Annotated in this window: 17 protein-coding genes; 8 read left to right on the top strand and 9 right to left on the bottom strand. The window is 66.2% G+C overall.

Annotated elements, in window-relative coordinates:
- Positions 1–30: 30 nt before the first annotated feature.
- Both B0E49_RS08885 and hpf read right to left on the bottom strand, forming a co-directional pair.
- Complete coding sequence (locus B0E49_RS08885; RefSeq protein WP_077561834.1) at positions 31–498, bottom strand: PTS sugar transporter subunit IIA; 468 nt, start codon at positions 496–498, stop codon at positions 31–33.
- A 168-nt stretch (positions 499–666) separates the two neighbouring features.
- Positions 667–1,002 (bottom strand): ribosome hibernation-promoting factor, HPF/YfiA family, encoded by a 336-nt coding sequence (hpf, locus tag B0E49_RS08880; protein ID WP_077561833.1) that lies wholly within the window; start codon positions 1,000–1,002, stop codon positions 667–669.
- 215 nt (positions 1,003–1,217) lie between these two features.
- On the opposite strand from hpf, the gene B0E49_RS08875 reads away from it, so the two are divergent.
- Both B0E49_RS08875 and corA read left to right on the top strand, forming a co-directional pair.
- Positions 1,218–2,435, top strand: coding sequence for a patatin-like phospholipase family protein (locus B0E49_RS08875; protein WP_077561832.1), 1,218 nt, complete (start codon positions 1,218–1,220; stop codon positions 2,433–2,435).
- A 41-nt stretch (positions 2,436–2,476) separates the two neighbouring features.
- Positions 2,477–3,463 carry a magnesium/cobalt transporter CorA gene (corA, locus tag B0E49_RS08870; protein WP_077561831.1) on the top strand — a complete coding sequence of 329 codons (987 nt, stop codon included), beginning with the start codon at positions 2,477–2,479 and terminating at the stop codon, positions 3,461–3,463.
- Between the two features lie 87 nt (positions 3,464–3,550).
- Here the strand turns inward: corA and B0E49_RS08865 are convergent, their stop codons facing one another.
- The 5 genes from B0E49_RS08865 to B0E49_RS08845 form a co-directional block, all read right to left on the bottom strand.
- Positions 3,551–4,303 carry a 5'-methylthioadenosine/adenosylhomocysteine nucleosidase gene (locus B0E49_RS08865; RefSeq protein ID WP_077561830.1) on the bottom strand — a complete coding sequence of 251 codons (753 nt, stop codon included), beginning with the start codon at positions 4,301–4,303 and terminating at the stop codon, positions 3,551–3,553.
- A gap of 64 nt (positions 4,304–4,367) precedes the next feature.
- The gene (locus B0E49_RS08860; RefSeq protein WP_077561829.1) at positions 4,368–6,044 is read right to left on the bottom strand and encodes a long-chain-fatty-acid--CoA ligase; all 1,677 of its coding nucleotides are present in this window, start codon (positions 6,042–6,044) and stop codon (positions 4,368–4,370) included.
- Between the two features lie 146 nt (positions 6,045–6,190).
- Positions 6,191–7,618, bottom strand: a complete 1,428-nt coding sequence (locus B0E49_RS08855) for an NAD(P)(+) transhydrogenase (Re/Si-specific) subunit beta (RefSeq protein WP_077561828.1) — start codon at positions 7,616–7,618, stop codon at positions 6,191–6,193.
- Positions 7,615–7,944, bottom strand: a complete 330-nt coding sequence (locus B0E49_RS08850) for an NAD(P) transhydrogenase subunit alpha part 2 (RefSeq protein WP_077561827.1) — start codon at positions 7,942–7,944, stop codon at positions 7,615–7,617. Before B0E49_RS08850 ends, B0E49_RS08855 begins: the two co-directional genes overlap by 4 nt.
- A gap of 25 nt (positions 7,945–7,969) precedes the next feature.
- Positions 7,970–9,097 carry a Re/Si-specific NAD(P)(+) transhydrogenase subunit alpha gene (locus tag B0E49_RS08845; protein WP_077561826.1) on the bottom strand — a complete coding sequence of 376 codons (1,128 nt, stop codon included), beginning with the start codon at positions 9,095–9,097 and terminating at the stop codon, positions 7,970–7,972.
- 164 nt (positions 9,098–9,261) lie between these two features.
- On the opposite strand from B0E49_RS08845, the gene B0E49_RS08840 reads away from it, so the two are divergent.
- From B0E49_RS08840 to mnmA, 3 genes are all read left to right on the top strand, one after another.
- Complete coding sequence (locus B0E49_RS08840; protein WP_168175024.1) at positions 9,262–9,738, top strand: DUF2844 domain-containing protein; 477 nt, start codon at positions 9,262–9,264, stop codon at positions 9,736–9,738.
- A complete protein-coding gene (locus B0E49_RS08835) occupies positions 9,735–11,102 on the top strand; it encodes a DUF3443 family protein (protein ID WP_077561824.1) in 1,368 nt (455 codons plus the stop codon). Before B0E49_RS08840 ends, B0E49_RS08835 begins: the two co-directional genes overlap by 4 nt.
- A gap of 86 nt (positions 11,103–11,188) precedes the next feature.
- The gene (gene mnmA, locus B0E49_RS08830; RefSeq protein ID WP_077561823.1) at positions 11,189–12,340 is read left to right on the top strand and encodes a tRNA 2-thiouridine(34) synthase MnmA; all 1,152 of its coding nucleotides are present in this window, start codon (positions 11,189–11,191) and stop codon (positions 12,338–12,340) included.
- A gap of 81 nt (positions 12,341–12,421) precedes the next feature.
- Here the strand turns inward: mnmA and B0E49_RS08825 are convergent, their stop codons facing one another.
- Together B0E49_RS08825 and ssb are read right to left on the bottom strand one after the other, a co-directional pair.
- Positions 12,422–13,813 (bottom strand): MipA/OmpV family protein, encoded by a 1,392-nt coding sequence (locus tag B0E49_RS08825; protein ID WP_077561822.1) that lies wholly within the window; start codon positions 13,811–13,813, stop codon positions 12,422–12,424.
- Positions 13,794–14,285 (bottom strand): single-stranded DNA-binding protein, encoded by a 492-nt coding sequence (gene ssb / locus B0E49_RS08820; RefSeq protein WP_077561821.1) that lies wholly within the window; start codon positions 14,283–14,285, stop codon positions 13,794–13,796. The genes B0E49_RS08825 and ssb overlap by 20 nt, the downstream gene beginning before the upstream one ends.
- Positions 14,286–14,635: 350 nt before the next feature.
- On the opposite strand from ssb, the gene B0E49_RS08815 reads away from it, so the two are divergent.
- From B0E49_RS08815 to B0E49_RS08805, 3 genes are all read left to right on the top strand, one after another.
- On the top strand, positions 14,636–15,811 hold the full coding sequence (locus tag B0E49_RS08815; protein WP_077561820.1) for an MFS transporter: 1,176 nt from the start codon (positions 14,636–14,638) through the stop codon (positions 15,809–15,811).
- Positions 15,812–15,922: 111 nt separating this feature from the next.
- Positions 15,923–19,036, top strand: a complete 3,114-nt coding sequence (locus B0E49_RS08810) for an excinuclease ABC subunit UvrA (RefSeq protein WP_144264508.1) — start codon at positions 15,923–15,925, stop codon at positions 19,034–19,036.
- On the top strand, positions 19,036–19,992 hold the full coding sequence (locus B0E49_RS08805; protein WP_077561818.1) for an EamA family transporter: 957 nt from the start codon (positions 19,036–19,038) through the stop codon (positions 19,990–19,992). Before B0E49_RS08810 ends, B0E49_RS08805 begins: the two co-directional genes overlap by 1 nt.
- The last annotated feature ends 20 nt before the right edge of the window (positions 19,993–20,012 follow it).

The following is a 20,012-nucleotide window of genomic DNA, read 5'->3' as shown; positions in this document are numbered from 1 at the left end:
ACACGCAGTGACCAGCGTGGGGGTCATACCTTAGGCCAGTTGAGCCGATTGCCAGGTCGAGATCAGGGAGTGCAACAGCGTCGCATCCGTGCTGGCCTTGATTTTTTCCCGCAGCGCCGCATCGCTCAGCAATTCGGCAATCTCCGAGAGGATTTCCAGGTGCTTCTGGGTTGCGGCCTCGGGCACCAGCAAGAAGATCAGCAAGCCCACGGGCTGCTCGTCAGGCGCATCGAATCCGATCGGCTGCGCCAGCTGGAACACGGCAGCCATGGGCGCCTTCAGGCCCTTGATGCGTCCGTGCGGAATGGCCACGCCATGGCCCAGGCCCGTGGAGCCGAGCCGCTCGCGGGCGAACAGACTGTCAGTGACGAGCGCACGCGACAGGCCATGGAGGTTTTCAAACAGCAAGCCGGCTTCTTCGAAAGCACGCTTCTTGCTGGTTGCATCGACGCTCACGAGAACTTGAGCGGCTGGAAGGATGGACGCGAGACGGTTCATAGGGGTAATCAAAACGGATTATGCACCTGCGCCGCGCGGTGGTCATGCGCCCGTCATAAAACACCATCATTGCCGGGCTGAAGTGCCAACTAAGTCACGGCATCAATAAAAAGCCGCCCGAAGGTCGGGCGGCTCGGCGTGATCGGCGCGGGAGGATCCACGCGGCGTTTACATCACCATCACGCGCTTGGCCCCTACATGGTTGTGCTGCTGCAGCCGGTCCTTGTGGCGCACCACCTGGCGATCCAGCTTGTCGACCAGTTCATCCACGGCGGCATACAAATCCTCGTGCGAGCTTTCTGCAAACATGTCATTCCCTTTGACATGGATATTGCACTCGGCGCGTTGCCTTCCTTCTTTTTCCTTCTGTTTCTCAACGGTAAGCAGCACCTTGACATCGACAACCTGGTCAAAGTGGCGGCTGATTCGATCCAGCTTGGTCGTCACGTAACTGCGCAGGGCAGGGGTGACTTCAAGGTGGTGACCGCTGATCGTCAAATTCATAAAAACCTCCTGGGCTCTGGGTTGAAATTGCCACCCGCGTGACCGCAAGTGGCAGGCGAAGCGTGAATTTCCGAAGGCAAGTTCACTATGCCCCGGTTGCCCGTTAAAAGCAATCCCCGGCCCGCAGAAGTCTTGACAGCCATCAGTATCGGCCCTATGAAGCAGGGGCCTTCCATCCCGGCCGCACCCCCGGCCCTTGCCCTACCCTTTCATCCATGAGTCTGGACACCGTTATTCACGCAGGGTTTACCCTGGCACCCCATCCCCGCAACGCGCTGGTCCTCATGGGCGGGGGCGCCCGCACCGCCTACCAGGTCGGCGTGCTGCAGGCGCTCTCGGCCATGCTGCGGCTGCGGCCGCAGGCAACGCAAAGCTTCCCGTTCCAGATCCTGGTGGGCACCTCCGCCGGCGCCTTGAACACGACGTTTCTGGCGGGCTGCGCCACCACGGGGCTGCAAGCCTTCGACCGGCTGGCGCAATTTTGGGAGCAACTGCGCTCGGACCACGTCTACGCACTCAATGTCTCGTCGTGGGTCCCCTGGCCAGGCCAGACCGGCCGGTTTCTGGCGGCGCTGAGCCTGTCGCGCCAGGCGCTGGCGCAGGGCGCCATCCTGAACAACACGCCACTGGTGGACACCCTGCACCGCGCCATCTCGCTGCCGGCCATCGAAGAGGCGCTGCGCAGCGGAACCATCGAGGTGCTGGCCGTCACCGCGTCCAGCTACACCAGCGGCGTGCACTGGACGTTTTGCCATACGGCGCACGATGCCGCGCCGCAGACGTGGATCCGGCCGGGGCGTCGCGCCGAGTTCCAGCCCATCACCATCGAGCACCTGATCGCCTCGAGCGCGATCCCGTTTCTCTTTCCGGCCACGCCGCTGTGGGTCGACGGGCGGCGCGAGTTCTTTGGCGACGGCTCGATGCGACAGGTCTCGCCGCTGTCGCCGGCCATGCACCTGGGCGCGCAAAAGGTGCTGGTGGTGGGCGTCGGGCAACCGCAGCGCTCGAGCCTGGTCGGCAGCACCGTGCAAGAGGGCGCGCACGGCCCGACACTGGGCAGCATTGCCGGCCATGCCATGGCCAGCGTGTTCCACGACACGCTGCAGGCGGACGTCGAGCAGGCCCAGCGCGTGACCAAAACCATGAAGCAGTTGCCGCGCGAACTGGTGGCCGGCCTGTCCTACCGCAGCGTCGACGTGCTGGCGATCCAGCCCAGCCAATCGCTCGATGCGCTGGCGCAAGTGCACGCCCACGAGCTGCCCGCCGGGGTGCGCCGCGCACTCGGCGGCCTGGGTGCGTCCAATGGCGGCGGCGCCGCGCTGGCCAGCTACCTGCTGTTCGAGCCCGGTTTTGTGCAGACCCTGATGACGCTGGGCAGGCAGGACGCCTATGCGCGCAAGGGCGAGTTGCTGGCCTTCTTTGCGGGCGCCTGAGGCGGGGCGCGATGCGATAATCCCGGCTCACCCCGCCCGCCATGCTCAACATCTTCTCGCTCGTCAACGGCCGCCTGTTCCAGGAGGAGATCGAGTCGCTGGAAGAGCTGTCGCAGTTCCAGCCGATCTGGGTCGACCTGGAGTCTCCCACGGTCGAAGAAAAGCGCTGGATTCAGCAGTACTACGGCCTGTCGATTCCGGAAGATGCGATGGACGAGGACATCGAGGAGTCGGCGCGCTTTTACGAGGAAGACAACGGCGATCTGCACATCCGCAGCGACTTCCTGATCGCCGACGAGACCGAGCCGCGCACGGTGCGCGTGGCCTTCATCCTGAACCAGCACAACACCGATCTGAAGAGCCGCGGCGTGCTGTTTTCCATCCACGACGAGGACGTGCCGGTGTTCCGGTTGCTGCGCATGCGCGCGCGCCGCGCGCCGGGCCTGATCGAGGACGCCCAGGAGGTGCTGCTCAAGCTGTTCGACGCCGACGCCGAATACTCGGCCGACACGTTAGAGGGCATCTACGTGGAGCTGGAGAAAGTCAGCACCCAGGTGCTGTCCGGCCACGTGACCGATGCGCTGGCCGGCGAGGTGCTGGGCGCGATTGCGCGCCACGAGGATTTGAACGGCCGCATCCGGCGCAACATGATGGACACGCGCCGCGCGCTCAGCTTCATGATGCGCAGCAAGATGCTGGGCGCCGAGCAGTTCGAGGACGCGCGGCAGATTTTGCGCGACATCGACTCGCTCGATTCGCACACCGCCTTCCTGTTCGACAAGATCAACTTCCTGATGGCCGCCACGGTCGGCTTCATCAACATCAACCAGAACAAGATCATCAAGATCTTCTCGGTGGCCAGCGTGGCGCTGCTGCCGCCCACCCTGATCGCCAGCATCTACGGCATGAACTTCAAGGCCATGCCCGAGCTCGACTGGTCGCTCGGCTACCCTTACGCGCTGCTGATCATGGCAGCCAGTGCGCTGCTGCCGATGTGGTACTTTCGCAAGCGCGGCTGGTTGAAATGACTCCCCCCTGAGGGGGCGGCGCCAGTTGCATACTTCAGTCAAATTGGCCTCCAGCCCTTATTCATTAAACGCTGGTAGCTATTAACTTCATAGTGCCGTGAGAAACCCGTGCACGATGTGGTCGGCATAGCGGCTGGCCACGGTCTGCACGAACAGCGCGAAGTCGCCATGCGCCTGCTCGTCCGCGCGGTCCGAGATGGTGCGCACGGCGGCAAACGACACGCCGTAGTCGAGGCAGACCTGGGCCACCGCCGCGCCCTCCATCTCGACCGCCAGCGCCTCATGTCCCGCCGACTGCAAGGCGCTGCGCAGTGCGGCGGACTCGCCGGCTGCCGACACGAAGCGGTCGCCGCTGGCGATCAGGCCACGATGCACCCGGTGCGCCGCCACTCCCGATGAGGAGTCAAAACCGGCACCAGCCTTTGCCAGATAAGCCCTGGCCGCTTCAAAAAGAAGAGCGGACAAGGCCGCATCGCAGGCGATCAGTGAACGTCCGTACAAGGGCAGCTCGTAGCGCGGAAAGATCGGCGAGGCGTCCATGTCGTGCTGTACAAAGCCACTCGCCACCACCACGTCGCCCACCTGCACGCCCGGTGCGAGGCCGCCGGCCACGCCGGTAAACACGATGCGCGCCACCCCAAATTGCTCGATCAGCGCGGCTGCGGTGGTCGCCGCCGCCACCTTGCCGATGCGCGACAGGGCCAGCACCACGGGCTTGCCGTGCAGCTCGCCGAGCCAGAAGTCGCGGCCCGCATGGCTGATTTTTTTCGGCCGCTGGAGCAGCGCCAGCAGCCCATGCTGCTCCTCGGCGAGGGCGCTGAGGATGGCGGTGCGGGTCATGAAACGGGAGGCTTCTGGCGGCTTGGCGGACGCATGCCACGCACTCGCCAGGCGCTGACAAGTGTTACTTCTTGTCGCGCAATTCGCGCCGCAGGATCTTGCCGACCGGCGTCTTCGGCAGATCGGTGCGGAACTCGATCACCTTGGGCTGCTTGTAGCCGGTCAGGTTGGCCTTGCAAAAGGCGCGCACCTGGGCCTCGGTCAGGGCAGGGTCCTTCTTGACGATGACCAGCTTGACCGCCTCGCCCGACTTGGCATCGGGCACCCCGACCACGGCGCATTCCAGCACACCGGGCATCTGCCCCACCACGTCTTCCACCTCGTTGGGGTAGACGTTGAAGCCACTGACCAGCACCATGTCCTTCTTGCGGTCCACGATCTTGAAGAAGCCGCGCTCGTCCATCGTGCCGATGTCGCCGGAGCGGAAAAAGCCGTCCGCCGTCATGACCTTGGCAGTCTCGTCCGGCCGCTGCCAGTAGCCCGCCATGACCTGCGGGCCGCGGATGGCAATTTCTCCGGGCTGGCCCGCGGGCACCTCGTTGCCGTCGTCGTCCAGCAGCTTGAGTTCGGTGTTGGGCATGGGCAGGCCGATGTTGCCGCTGTAGGCCGTGCTGTCCACCGGGTTGCAGGTGACCGACGGGCTGGTTTCCGACAGGCCATAGCCTTCCACGATCGGGCAGCCGGTTTTTTCCAGCCACTGCTGGGCCACGGCACTTTGCACCGCCATGCCGCCGCCCACCGAAATTTTCAGCCCGCTCCAGTTCGCCGTGGCGAAATCCGGGTGGTTCAGCAGGCCGTTGAACAGCGTGTTGACGGCCGGAAAGCTGTGGAACTTGTGCTGCGACAGCTCCTTGAGCGTGGCGCCCAGGTCGCGCGGATTGGCGATCAGGATATTGGCACCGCCCATGTGCAGCGACAGCATCATGTTGGTGTTGAAGCCGAAGATGTGATACAGCGGCAGCGCACAGACGGTGACGATCTGCTCGCCCGCGGGGATCTTCTTGAGGGCGGGCTGGTACCAGGCTTCGGACTGCAGGATGTTGGCGACCAGATTGCGGTGCAACAGCGTGGCACCCTTGGCGACGCCGGTGGTGCCGCCCGTGTATTGCAGCACCGCCACGTCGTCCGCCTTGATCGGCGGCTTCTTCAGGCTGCCGCGCGTGCCACGCGCGATCGCGTCGTTGTACCGCACGGCGCCCGGCAGGTTGAACGCCGGCACCATTTTTCTTTTGTTGCGCACCACGTAGTTGACGAGGGCACCCTTGATCAGGCCCAGCGAGTCGCCCATGGCGCACAGCACGATGTGCTTGATGGGCGTTTGCGCCACGCACTGCTGCAGCGTAGCGGCGAAGTTCTCGATGATCACGATGGCCTTGGCCCCGCTGTCCTTCAACTGGTGTTCGAGCTCGCGCGGGGTGTACAGCGGGTTCACGTTGACGACCACGTAGCCGGCGCGCAGGATGCCGGCCACCGCCACGGGGTACTGCGGCACGTTCGGCATCATGATGGCGACGCGGTCGCCCTGCTGCAGGCCCAGGCTTTGCAGGTAGGCGGCGAAGGCCCGGGACAGGCTGTCGGTTTGCGCGTAGCTGATGGCCTTTCCCATGAAGCTGTAGGCCAGCTTGTTTGCGTTTTTCTGGAATGCGCTGTCGATCAGCTCCACCAGCGATGTGTACTGGTTGACGTCGATGTCGGCCGGAACACCGGCGGGGTAGGCGTTGAGCCAGGGGCGAGCAGTCATGAGGCGGTCTCCAAACTTCCAAAACGACGAAACACGGGCATTGTCTGCGCCGCTCCCGCCTGCGCCGAGTGTGTTTTCCCTAGGAATTTCAAGAGTCGGACCTCTAATCGGGCAACGCGGCCGTCACGGCCGCGCCCGGTGCGGCCTCACTCGATGGCCTTGGCCATCTCTTCAACGACCTTCTTGGCGTCGCCAAAGACCATCATGGTCTTGTCCATGTAGAACAGCTCATTGTCCAGGCCCGCGTAGCCGGCCGCCATCGAGCGCTTGTTCACGATCACGGTCTTGGCCTTGTAGGCTTCCAGGATCGGCATGCCGTAGATCGGGCTGCCCTTGACCAGCGCGGCGGGGTTCACCACGTCATTCGCGCCCAGGATGATGGCCACGTCGACCTGGCCGAATTCACCGTTGATGTCTTCCATCTCGAACACCTGGTCGTACGGCACCTCGGCCTCGGCCAGCAGCACGTTCATGTGGCCCGGCATGCGCCCGGCCACCGGATGGATCGCGTACTTGACGCTGATGCCTTTCTCGGTAAGCTTCTCGGCCAGCTCCTTCACGGCGTGCTGGGCGCGCGCCACGGCCAGGCCGTAGCCGGGCACGATCACCACGGTCTCGGCATTGCTGAGCACAAAGGCGGCGTCGTCGGCGCTGCCGCTCTTGACCGGACGCTGCACCGCACTGCCGGCCGCGGCGCTCGCCGTCTCGCCGCCGAAGCCGCCCAGGATCACGTTGAAGAACGAGCGGTTCATGGCCTTGCACATGATGTAGGAGAGAATCGCGCCCGAGGAGCCGACCAGCGAGCCGGCGATGATCAGCATCGCGTTGTTGAGCGAGAAGCCGATGCCGGCCGCGGCCCAGCCCGAGTAGCTGTTGAGCATGGACACCACCACCGGCATGTCGGCCCCGCCGATCGGGATGATGATCAGCACGCCCATGACAAAGCTCAGCGCCAGCATCGCAAAAAACGCCGTCCAGCTCTCGGTCGCCATGAAGGCGATGCCGAGCGCTATGGTCAGCAGGCCCAGCACCAGGTTCAGCATGTGCTGACCGGAGAACTGCACCGGCGCACCCTGGAACAGGCGAAACTTGTACTTGCCGCTGAGCTTGCCGAAGGCAATCACCGAGCCGCTGAAGGTAATGGCGCCGATGGCCGCGCCCAGGAACAATTCAAGGCGGTTGCCGGTGGGAATGGCAGCGCCTTTCGCCAGCCCTTCCAACAGGGCGGAGGGCTCGGCCACGGCGGCCACGGCAATGAACACCGCGGCCAGACCGATCATGCTGTGAAAGAAGGCCACCAGCTCGGGCATTTGCGTCATCTCGACGGTCTTGGCGCGGTAGGCGCCGTAGCCGCCACCGACGACCGCGCCGAGCAGCACCCAGGCCATGCCCAGCGCCTGGCCGCCGGACCGTTCGACAATCAGGGCCGCCGTGGTCAGGATGGCCACCGCCATGCCGACCATGCCGAAGAAGTTGCCGCGGATCGAGGTGGTCGGATGCGACAGCCCCTTGAGGGCCTGGATGAAGCAGATCGAGGCAAACAGGTACAGCAGGGTGACGACGTTCATGCTCATGCCGCATTCCCCTTGTCGGCCGCGGGCGCTGCCTTTTTCTCTTTCTTCTTGAACATCTCCAGCATGCGGCGCGTCACCAGAAAGCCGCCAAAAATGTTCACGGAGGCCAGCGCCACCGCCAGCACGCCCATGGTCTTGCCCAGCCCGGTTTCGGTCAGCGCGGCAGCCAGCATGGCGCCGACGATGACGATGGCCGAGATCGCGTTGGTGACCGCCATCAGCGGCGTGTGCAGGGCCGGCGTGACAGTCCAGACCACGTGGTAGCCGACGTACACGGCCAGCACGAAAATGATCAGATTGAGAATGGTGGGTGAGACGGCGTCCATGATGTCGCTCCTGGTAATTGGGTCGTTATTTGCGGCGCACTTCGCCGTTCTGGGTCATCAGGCAGGCCGCCACGATGTCGTCTTCCAGGTCGATCTTGAGCGCGCCTTCCTTGGTGAGGATCAGCTTGAGGAAGTCGAGCACGTTGCGCGCATAGAGCGACGACGCATCGGCCGCCACCAGTGCGGGCAGATTGGTCTCGCCGACCAGCGTCACGCCGTATTTCACGACGGTGCGGTCGGTCTCGGTCAGCGGGCAGTTGCCGCCGCCGCCCGGGCCCTTGCCGGCCGCAAGGTCCACGATCACCGAGCCCGGCTTCATGGACTTGACCATCTCCTCGGTGATCAGCACGGGGGCCGGGCGGCCCGGGATCAGCGCCGTGCTGATCACGATGTCGGCCAGCGCGACACGCTTGGCCACCTCGACCTGCTGGCGCGCGAGCCAGCTCGGCGGCATCGGTTTCGCGTACCCGCCGACACCGGCCGCCGCTTCGCGCTCCTCGTCGGTTTCATAGGGGACATCGATGAACTTGCCCCCTAACGACTCGATCTGCTCCTTCACGCTGGGGCGCACGTCGGAGGCCTCGATCACGGCGCCCAGCCGCTTGGCCGTGGCAATGGCCTGCAGCCCGGCCACGCCGACCCCCAGGATCACGACGCGGGCGGCCTTGACCGTGCCGGCCGCCGTCATCAGCATGGGGAAAAAGCGCTGGTAGCCGTCGGCCGCCATGATCACGGCCTTGTAGCCCGCGATGTTGGCCTGGCTGGAGAGCACGTCCATGCTCTGCGCGCGGGTGGTGCGCGGTGCGGCCTCGAGCGCAAAGCCGGTGAGCTGGGCGCCGGCCAGGCTTTGCAGGCCCGCCGCATCGAACGGGTTGAGCATGCCCACGACCGCGGTGCCGGGCTTCATCAGCGCCAGTTCGCCGCCGAACGGGGTTCGCACCTTGAGCACCAGCTCGCAGCCAAAAGCCCCCGGCGCATCGGTGATCTGCACGCCGACCGCGGCATAGGCTTCGTCGGTAACGCTGGCGGCCACGCCGGCGCCCGACTGGACGTGCAACGTGTGGCCCTGGGCGATGAGTTTTTTGGCCGTCTCGGGGGTGACGGCAACGCGGGTCTCGCCCACCGTGGTTTCGGCAGGTACGCCAATCTGCATGGAGCGTCTCCTCTCGTTGTTGAATCTGGGTTTACCTCAAGCTTACATTACTTCGCACAGCGTTTGAGCAGCGCTGCCCTATGGCTACGGCCAGCAGGCCGGAGACATTCCCGTTGCCGGCACAATGCATCAACCCACAGGAATCACCTTCACGAAAGCAAGCCATGCACCTTCCGCGATCTGCCGCAACGCTGGCGCTTGTGCTGGCCACCGGTGCCGCCCGGGCCGCCCTGGGCGGCCATGCCACCGACGTCCCCGCCGATGCCACGCGGCTGCAGGCGCGCGCCTTCTCGGCCCAGACCCGGGCCGGTACGGCCACCGGGGCGGCCTTCACACGCCATCAGATAACGCTGCCGGCCGGCGGCAGTGCCGTGGAGTTTGTGGATGCCAGCGGCAATGTCTTCGCGGTGTCCTGGGCGGCGCCCATCATGCCCGACCTCTCGGTGCTGCTGGGCAGCTACAAGGCCAGCCTCGACACCGCCCAGCAGGCCCCACACACCTTGCGCTCCCCGCGCCTGCTGCAGGCGGACGACGGGGACTGGGTACTGGTCTCCACCGGCCACCTGCGGGCCTACAGTGGCTATTCCTATCTGCGCTCCAGATTGCCTGCCGGATTCGACCTGCAGGAGCTTGCGCAATGACCACTACCCCGAAACGCGTTCCCGTCGCTTGCGGCGCCGGCGCCTGGACCCGGTTGCCGCAATGGAGCTTCGCTTTTCTGCTGGCCTGCGCCGTGGCCGCCTGTGGAGGGGGTGGAGGCACCTCCGGCACACCGGCGGCAAACCCGAGCAGCTCCACCGCACCATCGGCCGTTGCCGGCGACGCCAACGCCGTGCCCATCTATGTCGACGGCGGTGCGTCGGCATCGACCAGCGCCATCCCCAACGCGATCTTCACGGACATCGAGATCTGCGCACCGGGGAGCAGCAGCAACTGCGCCATCATCCATCACGTGCTGGTGGACACCGGCTCGGTGGGCCTGCGCCTGCTGGCTTCGGCCGTCAACACGGCCAACGCCGCGTTGCTCGGAGCCCTGCCCCAGGCGTCCACCGCTGCGGGTTCGGTGGTCGGCGAATGCCTGCCCTTCGTCTCGGGGGTGGCGTGGGGCGGCGTGCGCCTGGTGGACCTGCATTGGGCCAGCGCCGGCTACAACGGCAACGCGGCGCTCAACCTCCCGATCCAGGTCATTGGCGACACCGACCCGCGCGTCGCCGCGACGCCGTCGAGCTGCACGGGTCAGGGCACACCGCTGCAGAGCGCCAGCACCCTGGGCGGCAACGGCGTTGTCGGCATCGGCCTGTTCGCACAGGACTGCGGCGCGACCTGTGCGCAGGTCGCGGCACCGATCTACTACCAATGCGCAGGTGCAGGCGCCGGTTCGTGCAGTGCCATCGCCATGCCGGTGGCCCAGCAAATCCCGAACCCGGTGTCTGCCATGGCCAGTGACAACAATGGCAGCCTGATCAGCCTGCCGGCCGGCGCCGCGCCGCAGGCCAGCGGCCTGCTGGTGCTGGGCATCGGCACGCGGGCGAACAACGCCTTGCCGTCTGCCAGCGCGGTTCTGCAGACCGACGCGGGCGGCTATTTCACGGCCAGTTTCAACGGCAACACGCTGCCCCGCAGCTTCATCGACAGCGGGTCCTCCGCCAACTTCATGCCCACCACGGGCACGGTCAGCCTGCCCGCCTGCGCCTCGGGCTCGCTGGCAGGCACGGGCTACCTGTGCCCCGCTTCGTCGCTCACCTTGACCGCCACCAGCACCGGGCCATCGGCCACTTCGGCAACGGCGAATGTGCTCGTCGTCAACGCCAACAGCGCGGTGGCCGCCAACCCCGGCTACAACGTCATCCCCGGCCTGGCGGCAGACGGCGGCAGACTGGGCAGCAACCCCACCCTGGATCTGGGCGCCAGCTTCTTCTTCGGGCACACCATCGCCACCCTGATCGAGAACCAGTCGGCGCCCGGTTTCTCCGTCAACGGTCCGGCGTTCGGCTATACGCAGTAACAAGGGGTTGCGCCGGCGGATGTGACTCGTCCGCCGGACGGCCCCGCGGCGGCGATCCCCTCACGCGCGGGGATAATCCCATGCCTATGGACAAGCGCAACAGCGGGCAGCGGGTGGTCGTCGGTTTGAGCGGAGGCGTGGACTCTGCGGTCAGCGCGCACCTGCTCCAGCAGCAGGGCTATGAGGTCGTCGGCATCTTCATGAAGAACTGGGAAGATGACGACGACAGCGAGTACTGCTCCTCCAACATCGACTTCGTGGACGCCGCGGCCGTGGCCGACGTGCTGGGTATCGAGATCGAGCACGTCAACTTTGCCGCCGAGTACAAGGACCGGGTGTTTGCCGAGTTCCTGCGCGAGTACCGTGCCGGGCGCACGCCCAACCCCGACGTTCTGTGCAACGCCGAGATCAAGTTCAAGGCCTTCCTGGACCACGCGCTGCGGCTCGGCGCCGACAAAATTGCCACTGGTCATTACGCCCGGGTGCGCTACAACGACGCCAGCGCCCGCCACGAGTTGCTCAAGGGGCTGGATCCCTCCAAGGACCAGAGCTACTTTTTGCACCGTCTGAATCAGGCGCAACTCGCCAGAACGCTGTTTCCGGTGGGCGAACTGCACAAGACCGAGGTGCGCCGCATCGCGGCCGGGATCGGGCTGCCGAATGCGAAAAAAAAGGACTCCACCGGCATCTGCTTCATCGGCGAGCGGCCGTTTCGCGACTTCCTGAACCGCTACATCGCGAAGGAACCCGGCCCGATCAAGGACGAGCGCGGCCGCGTGCTGGGCCAGCATCAGGGCCTGAGTTTTTACACGCTGGGCCAGCGCCAGGGACTCGGCATTGGCGGCGTGAAGGCGCGCGGCGCGCCGCGCGGCGGCGGCGAGCACGCGCCATGGTTCGTGGCGCGCAAGGACATTGCCCACAACACGCTGTGGGTGGTGCAGGGCCACGAGCACCCATGGCTGCTGTCGAATACGCTGGATGCCGACGACGCAAGCTGGGTCGCGGGCGCGGCGCCCGCCGCAGCGCCCGACGCCGGGAGCGCCACCGGCCCCCTCGCGCTGGCTGCCAAGACCCGCTACCGCCAGCGGGACGCCGCCTGCACGCTGGCCGGGGGCGCCAACGGAGCCTTCCAGTTGAATTTCGACGAGCCCCAATGGGCGGTGACGCCGGGGCAGTCCGCCGTGCTGTACGACGGCGAGGTTTGCCTGGGCGGCGGCGTGATCACGGCCAGCGCCTGATTTATGAATGGAATCGGCCTGTAGCCCATACAGAGCATTGGCACTTCGCTATGTATTTGATAGTCAACAGCGAAGATCGGCTCACAGCACCATCTCAAGGTAGGTGTAGAGGTAGTTCGAGCCGCCGTTCACATTGCCGAGCAGGCTCGAGGAGCCAAAAATCCCCGAGCGGTGCGACACGCCAAACCCAAGGTAGGTGTCTTTCAGCGCGCGCGAACCGATCAGGTCGCCCACGCTGACGTCGATCGTCGGGTCCAGGTAGTTGAGCACGCGCGAGGTCGTGGCCAGGCTGCTGGCCTCCGCATACGGCACATGCTGCGCCACCGAGACACCCGCGCCGAAGCCGAGCCGCGTGCGCACCCGCGCGCTCCACGGGAAGCCGTAGTAATAGGCCTTCATGAAGGCATCGGCCTGCCAGCCATTTGGCTGCAGGCCGCTGTCGTTGTGGCGCAAGAGCCCGACATAGCCGACGAAATCGAGCGGCCAGCCCCCCAGCTTTTCAATGAAAGGCTTGCCAATCTGCACCGCTGTCACGCTGGTCGGGTGGACGTTGTCGATGCTGGCGCAGTGCAGCGTCATGATGCGGATCAGATGGCAGCCGTCGGCCGCCGCCGCGCCGTGCAGCACCTTCACGTACGTGGGCGAACGGGTCCCGTCCCAAGCTTTTTCGCGGCTGCCGAAGTCGTAGGCGGCACCGACGAAAACGGCCGGGTAGACGCCTTGCTGCACGATCGGGCTGGCGCGTACCGCGCGGGACAGCCGGGTGACCGAGACGCCGCCGAGCAGCCGCCAGCGCTCGGACAGGTCGTACGAGCCATACAGCGCCAGCGAGGTGTCGATGCCGGCGCCGGGCGCGTAGGCCGGCCGCCCCGGCAGGGCTTCGGATGGCGCCACGCCGTAGTAATAGTTGTTGAGCTTGGCGTCGCGCGCCGACAGCGTCACGCTCGGGCGCAGCGCCAGCCGGCCCGAGCGCCAGTCGAACGAATAGGCGAGCCGCAGCTCGCTGCCGTTGGAGGCGCCCTCGACGTCGTGCAGCAACTCCGCCTGTACGGTGCCCCACGGCTGGCGATAGCGCCACGACACACCGAGGTCCACGCCGGGTTCGCGCGGCGCCATGCCGGCCAGGCTGGGCGGGACCCGGTCGGCGGGAAAGCCGTCGAAGCGGCGATCCAGAAAAATGTCGACGCGCTGTGTCTCGTTTTTGAAAATCTTGAACCCGCCGCGACTGGCGTGCAAGAACAGCCGATCGCCTTCGTACAGGTACAGCGGCAGCAGGTCGTAGCGCGTGCCGCCGCCCACATAGGGCGAGCGCTCGATGCGCGTCATGGCGCCCAGCCCGGCACTGCCGGGGATGGTCAGCAGGTCGCTCAGGGGGTCGGTGTTGGCGCCTGCCGCCGTCGCCAGCAGCAGGCCCAGAGCCCCGGCGGCGGCGCACCGGCCGCCGCGCCACCGATCAGAACGGAATATCGTCATCCATGTCGTCGAAGCCGCTGGCCGACTTGGCCGGGGCCGGGGCCGCGGCGCGCGGCGCGGGAGCGCCGGCGCGCGCCGCGGGCGCCCGCGCATAGCCACCACCGCCCGCATCATCCGCGCCGGGGCCGCCCATGCCCTGGCGGCTGCCCAGCATCTGCATCTGGTCGGCGCGGATTTCCGTGCTGTATTTTTCGATGCCGTCCTTGTCGGTCCACTTGCGCGTGCGCAGGCTGCCTTCGACATAGACCTGCGAGCCCTTGCGCAGGTACTGCTCGACGATTTCGGCCAGCCGGCCGTTGAAGACGACACGGTGCCATTCGGTCGCCTCCTTCATCTCGCCGGACTGCTTGTCTTTCCATTTGTCCGTGGTGGCAACGGTGACGTTGGCCACGCGGTCACCGCTGGGGAAGGTGCGCACTTCCGGGTCTCGACCCAGGTTGCCGACGATGATGACTTTATTCACGGATGCCATGATGTCCTGCCTTGTAAGAAGCTACAGAAATACGCGCAACGCGGCGCATACAGCCCGATTGTGCCGCAAGCGGGCGTCGCGCCGGCCGGCCAGCAGGTTCCGCGCGTGAGACAATACGGCGCTGGCACAAGCGTCCCCGGCCTGGCATCCGGCAAAACCCCAGAACCCGTCGTTGCACAGGCTGCAGGGCTGGCCGAGGCCCGGTGGCAGGCTTGGCAGAACCTGTGGGTCATTGCGGGGCGCCGTGCGGCGCGTCCAGTGCTGCTCACGCCAGACCGACCAACCGAAACATCGACCCCATGGCTATCACAGCTTCGCCAGAAACCTTCAAAAGGGTTCCCCGAGTCAGCATGAGCGCGCAGGAGCGCCGATCCAGCATCACGCTGGCATCGATCTACGGCCTGCGCATGCTCGGGCTCTTCCTCATCCTGCCGGTGTTTGCCATCTACACCAGCACCCTGCCCGGCGGCAGCGATCAGTTTCTGGTCGGTCTGGCACTGGGCATCTATGGTCTGACCCAGGCGGCGCTGCAGATTCCCTTCGGGCTCGCGAGCGACCGGTTTGGACGCAAACCGGTCATGATGTTCGGCCTGGTCATTTTCGCGATCGGTTCCTTCATGGCCGGTACCGCACACACGCTGGACGGCATCATCGTGGGCCGGGCGGTCCAGGGAGCCGGGGCCATCTCGGCCGCCATTTCCGCCATGATCGCCGACTCCACCCGGGACGAGAACCGCACCAAGGCCATGGCCATTGTCGGCATGACCATTGGCATGAGCTTCATCGTGTCCCTGATTGCCGCGCCGCTCCTGTATCACTTGATTGGCGTGCCCGGCATGTTCATCCTGACCGGGGTGTTGGCGGTCCTTGCCATTGCGGTGATCAAGTGGGTCGTGCCCGACATGCCCATGACCACGCACGCCAAAGAGCGGCACGCGTCCGCGCCGCGCGATTCCGTCTTCACCCCCGCCCTGCTGCGCCTGCACTTCAGTATTTTTGTTGTCAATTTCACGCAGGTGGCCATGTTCGTGGTGGTGCCGGTGGCCCTGGTGCAGAACGCGGGCATCGCCGTGCAACAGCATTGGATGGTTTACCTGCCCGTGACGCTGGGGTCGTTCCTCGTGGCGGTTCCGGGGATCATCTGGGCTGAGAGTCGCGGTCACATGCGCCCCGTATTTATTGGTGCGGTGGCGCTGATGACATTGACGATGCTCGGGTTTGCTTTCGATTACACCCGGCCGGTGCCGCTGATTGCGGCCCTGTTTTCGTTCTTCGTCGCATTCAACCTCATGGAGGCGCTGATTCCGTCGCTGGTGTCGCGCACGGCCCCGCCGGCACGCAAGGGCCTGGCGCTCGGCATTTACAACACCGCCCAATCGCTCGGGCTGTTTGCCGGCGGCGCGTTGGGCGGGTGGATTGCAAAAGCCTGGTCCGGCGAGGGCGTTTTCCTGGCCTGCGCGGCGCTATCGCTGGTCTGGCTGTTTGTGGCCTGGTCCGTTCAACCACCCCCAAAGTCTGCCCACTGACCTTGCCGGTTCGCCGGCCGGCCGGGCGCCACACCGCCTGGTGCGAACGACTATCATGGTGGGTTTTCCCGAACGCGCACGATTTTGAACTCTCCCTTCGACGGCCCGCCCATCGATCCCGCTGAAAACGGCCAATACCTGGCCCGGGCGCTGCAGCAGCAGCGCATCAGCATCCGCGGCGCGCGCACGCACAACCTCAAGAACATCGACCTCGACATCCCGCGCAACCAGCTGGTGGTGATCACGGGGCTGTCGGGCTCGGGCAAGTCGAGCCTGGCCTTCGACACGCTGTATGCCGAGGGCCAGCGCCGCTACGTCGAGAGCCTGTCCACCTATGCGCGCCAGTTTCTGCAGCTGATGGACAAGCCCGACGTGGACATGATCGAGGGCCTGTCGCCGGCCATCTCGATCGAGCAGAAGGCCACCAGCCACAACCCGCGTTCCACCGTCGGCACGGTGACCGAGATCCACGACTACCTGCGCCTGCTGTTCGCGCGCGCCGGCACGCCCTACTGCCCGGACCACGACCTGCCGCTGCAGCAGCAGTCCGTGAGCCAGATGGTCGATGCGGTGCTGGCGCTGCCGGAGCAGCGCCGGGCCGCCCCAAGCAGCGAGAGCCCCCTCGGGGGGCAGCAGGAACACGACAGTGCCGAGCGTGGGGGCGAACAGCAGCACATACGGCTGATGATCCTTGCGCCCATCGCGCGCGACCGCAAGGGCGAGTTTCTGGACGTGTTTGCCGACCTGCAGGCGCAGGGCTACGTGCGCTTTCGGGTCGATGGGGCGGCGTATGAATACGACGACCTGCCCAAGCTCAAGAAGGCCGAAAAGCACAACATCGACGTGGTGATAGACCGCGTCCGGGTGCGGCCCGACCTGCAGCAGCGGCTGGCCGAGAGCTTCGAGGCGGCGCTGCGGCTGGCCGACGGCCGGGCCATCGCGCTGGAGATGGACAGCGGCCGCGAACACCTGTTCAACGCCAAGTTCTCCTGCCCGGTGTGCGGCTACTCCATCAGCGAGCTGGAGCCACGGCTGTTTTCCTTCAACTCGCCGGTCGGCGCCTGCCCGGCCTGCGACGGCCTGGGCTCGCAGGAGTTTTTCGACCCGGCCCGCGTCGTCGCCTTTCCCTCGCTGAGCCTGGCCAGCGGCGCCATCAAGGGCTGGGACCGGCGCAACGGCTACTACTTTGCGCTGCTGGAAAGCCTGGCCCGGCACTACAAATTCGACCTGGAAGCGCCGTTCGAGACGCTCGAGCCGCACATCCGCGACGCCATCCTGCACGGCTCGGGCGAGGAGGAGATCCGCTTCAGCTATGTGATGGACTCCGGCGCCTCGCAGGGCAAGAAGGTCAGCAAGAAGCACCCGTTCGAGGGCGTGATCCCGAACATGGCGCGGCGCTGGCGCGAGACCGACTCGGTGCTGGTGCGCGAAGACCTGGCACGCTACCGCAGCACCCAGCCCTGCGTGGAGTGCGGCGGCACGCGGCTCAAACGCGAGGCACGCCACGTCAAGGTGGGAGAGGGCGCGCAGGCGCGCGCCATCTTCGAGATCAGCCAGGCCACGCTGCGCGACAGCTTTGCCTATTTCAGCACCCTCAAGATGCGCGGCGCCAAGGGCGAGATCGCCGACAAGGTGGTGCGCGAGATCGGCCTGCGGCTGAAATTCCTCAACGACGTGGGCCTGAACTACCTGAGCCTGGACCGCAGCGCCGAAACCCTCAGCGGCGGCGAGTCGCAGCGCATCCGCCTGGCCTCGCAGATCGGCTCGGGCCTGACCGGCGTGATGTATGTGCTGGACGAGCCCAGCATCGGCCTGCACCAGCGCGACAACGACCGCCTGATCGGCACGCTGAAACACCTGCGCGACATCGGCAACAGCGTGCTGGTGGTCGAGCACGACGAGGACATGATGCGCGCCGCCGACCATGTGATCGACATGGGACTGGGCGCCGGCGTGCACGGCGGGCGCGTGATCGCGCAGGGCACCTTCGAGCAGGTCCGGGCCAACCCGGACTCACTGACCGGCCAGTACCTGGCGGGCGTGCGCAAGATCGCCGTGCCTGCGCGGCGCACCCCTTGGCTGCCGACCGTGGCCCCGGCCACCGTGGAGAAGAAAGGCCCGTCCCGGTTTCCCCCGAGCGCCGCCGGGGTCGCGCGCGCCGAGCGCCAGGCGGCGCACCTGGCAACCCAGGGCGAGCTGCAGTCGCTGCGCGTGGTGAATGCCACCGGCAACAACTTGCGCTCAATCAGTGTCGCGTTCCCGGTCGGGCTGCTGACCTGCGTGACCGGCGTCTCGGGCTCGGGCAAGTCCACGCTGGTGAACGACACGCTGTACACGGCCGTGGCGCGCACGCTGTACCGCGCCCACGACGAGCCGGCGCCGCACGAAGAGATCCTCGGCATCGAGCATTTCGACAAGGTCATCAACGTCGACCAGTCGCCGATCGGGCGCACGCCGCGCAGCAACCCGGCCACCTACACCGGGTTGTTCACGCCGATGCGCGAACTGATGGCCGAGATGCCGATGGCGCGCGAGCGCGGCTACGGCCCGGGGCGGTTTTCGTTCAACGTGGCGGGCGGGCGCTGCGAGGCCTGCCAGGGCGACGGCGTGGTCAAGGTCGAGATGCACTTCCTGCCCGATGTCTACGTGCCCTGCGATGTCTGCCATGGCCAGCGCTACAACCGCGAAACGCTGGAGGTGCTCTACAAGGGCAAAAACATTGCGCAGATCCTCGACCTCACGGTCGAGGCCGCGCACGAATTCCTCAAGGCCGTGCCCAACATCGCGCGCAAGCTGCAGACCCTGCTCGACGTCGGCCTGTCCTACCTCAAGCTCGGCCAGGCCGCCACCACGCTGTCGGGCGGCGAGGCGCAGCGCGTCAAGCTCGCGCTCGAGCTGTCCAAGCGCGACACGGGACGCACGCTGTACATCCTGGACGAGCCGACCACCGGCCTGCACTTCGCCGACATCGCCCTGCTGCTGCACGTGCTGCAGCACCTGCGCGACGCGGGCAACACCATCGTGGTGATCGAGCACAACCTGGACGTCATCAAGACCGCCGACTGGATCATCGACATGGGCCCCGAAGGCGGCGCCGGCGGCGGCCTGGTGGTGGGCGTGGGCACGCCCGAGACCATCGCGGCGAATCCGGACAGCCACACGGGGCGCTATCTGAAACGGCTTCTGCTCGGCGAGCAGCCCTGCGTCTCGCAGGCCGCCGCATGATGAGGCACGCCCGCTTCACCCCCCGCGATCTGCTGGCCGCGCTGGCCGTGGTGGTGATCTGGGGGTTGAATTTTGTCGCCATGAAGTTCGCGCTGCACGACTTCACGCCGTTCCAGCTGGGCGCGGCGCGCTTCGCGGCGGCCGTGTTGCCCCTGGTTTTTTTCATCCGCCCGCCCAGGCTGCACTGGAAGTGGGTCGTGCTGTTCGGCCTGTTCCAGGGCTTGGGGCAATTCGGCTTTTTGTTCATGGCGCTCAAGGTCGGCATGACGGCGGCGCTGGCCTCCGTGCTGATGCAGACCCAGCTCTTTTTCACTGCGATATTCAGCTTCGTGCTGCTGCGTGAACGCGCCACCCGCGCCCTGCAGGCCGGGCTGCTGCTGGCGGCCCTGGGGCTGGCCTGCTTTGCCATGAACTACATAGCACCTCATCTCGACACCGCGCGGGCTACCACCGCTTTGGGCTTTGTCCTGAACCTGGGCGCCGCGGCCATGTGGGCGGGCTCCAACATCGTGGCGCGCAAGGCGCAGCAGGCCACCCCGCAGTTCGACGCGCTGGCGTTCGTGGTCTGGAGCAGCCTGGTGCCGATCGTGCCGTTCATCGCGCTGTCCATGGTGTTCGACGACGGCGCCACACGCTGGCTGCACCTGGCCAGTTGGCGCGCTGTGCCGCTGAGCACCTGGTTCGCCATTGCCTACCTCGGCTGGGCCGCCACCACCGGTGCCTATGGGTTGTGGACTGCGCTGCTCAAGCGCCACGCCGCCAACCGCGTGGCGCCCTTCGGACTGGGCGTGCCGGTGGTGGGGCTGGCGGCCGGCATGCTGGTACTCGGCGAGAGCGTCACCGCCTGGCAATGGGCGGGCATTGCGCTGGTGGTCGCGGCGCTGGCTTGCGTCTTGTTTGGTGACCGGTATCTGAACAAAAAGAGCTTCCAGCCCTTACCGGATCAGCACATCTAGCTACTGGATCAATAGCAACC

It is taken from the genome of Polaromonas sp. C04 (assembly GCF_002002705.1).
GTDB lineage: Bacteria > Pseudomonadota > Gammaproteobacteria > Burkholderiales > Burkholderiaceae_C > Rhodoferax_A.
The sequence above is the reverse complement of the archived record's forward strand: the minus strand, read 5'-3'. Positions and strand labels throughout refer to the sequence as shown.

Bases quoted from the DNA above. Each gene is read 5' to 3' on its own strand.
- B0E49_RS08885 (WP_077561834.1), bottom strand. From the start codon at position 498: ATGAACCGTCTCGCGTCCATCCTTCCAGCCGCTCAAGTTCTCGTGAGC.
- hpf (WP_077561833.1), bottom strand. From the start codon at position 1,002: ATGAATTTGACGATCAGCGGTCACCACCTTGAAGTCACCCCTGCCCTG.
- B0E49_RS08875 (WP_077561832.1), top strand. From the start codon at position 1,218: ATGAGTCTGGACACCGTTATTCACGCAGGGTTTACCCTGGCACCCCAT.
- corA (WP_077561831.1), top strand. From the start codon at position 2,477: ATGCTCAACATCTTCTCGCTCGTCAACGGCCGCCTGTTCCAGGAGGAG.
- B0E49_RS08865 (WP_077561830.1), bottom strand. From the start codon at position 4,303: ATGACCCGCACCGCCATCCTCAGCGCCCTCGCCGAGGAGCAGCATGGG.
- B0E49_RS08860 (WP_077561829.1), bottom strand. From the start codon at position 6,044: ATGACTGCTCGCCCCTGGCTCAACGCCTACCCCGCCGGTGTTCCGGCC.
- B0E49_RS08855 (WP_077561828.1), bottom strand. From the start codon at position 7,618: ATGAGCATGAACGTCGTCACCCTGCTGTACCTGTTTGCCTCGATCTGC.
- B0E49_RS08850 (WP_077561827.1), bottom strand. From the start codon at position 7,944: ATGGACGCCGTCTCACCCACCATTCTCAATCTGATCATTTTCGTGCTG.
- B0E49_RS08845 (WP_077561826.1), bottom strand. From the start codon at position 9,097: ATGCAGATTGGCGTACCTGCCGAAACCACGGTGGGCGAGACCCGCGTT.
- B0E49_RS08840 (WP_168175024.1), top strand. From the start codon at position 9,262: ATGCACCTTCCGCGATCTGCCGCAACGCTGGCGCTTGTGCTGGCCACC.
- B0E49_RS08835 (WP_077561824.1), top strand. From the start codon at position 9,735: ATGACCACTACCCCGAAACGCGTTCCCGTCGCTTGCGGCGCCGGCGCC.
- mnmA (WP_077561823.1), top strand. From the start codon at position 11,189: ATGGACAAGCGCAACAGCGGGCAGCGGGTGGTCGTCGGTTTGAGCGGA.
- B0E49_RS08825 (WP_077561822.1), bottom strand. From the start codon at position 13,813: ATGACGATATTCCGTTCTGATCGGTGGCGCGGCGGCCGGTGCGCCGCC.
- ssb (WP_077561821.1), bottom strand. From the start codon at position 14,285: ATGGCATCCGTGAATAAAGTCATCATCGTCGGCAACCTGGGTCGAGAC.
- B0E49_RS08815 (WP_077561820.1), top strand. From the start codon at position 14,636: ATGAGCGCGCAGGAGCGCCGATCCAGCATCACGCTGGCATCGATCTAC.
- B0E49_RS08805 (WP_077561818.1), top strand. From the start codon at position 19,036: ATGAGGCACGCCCGCTTCACCCCCCGCGATCTGCTGGCCGCGCTGGCC.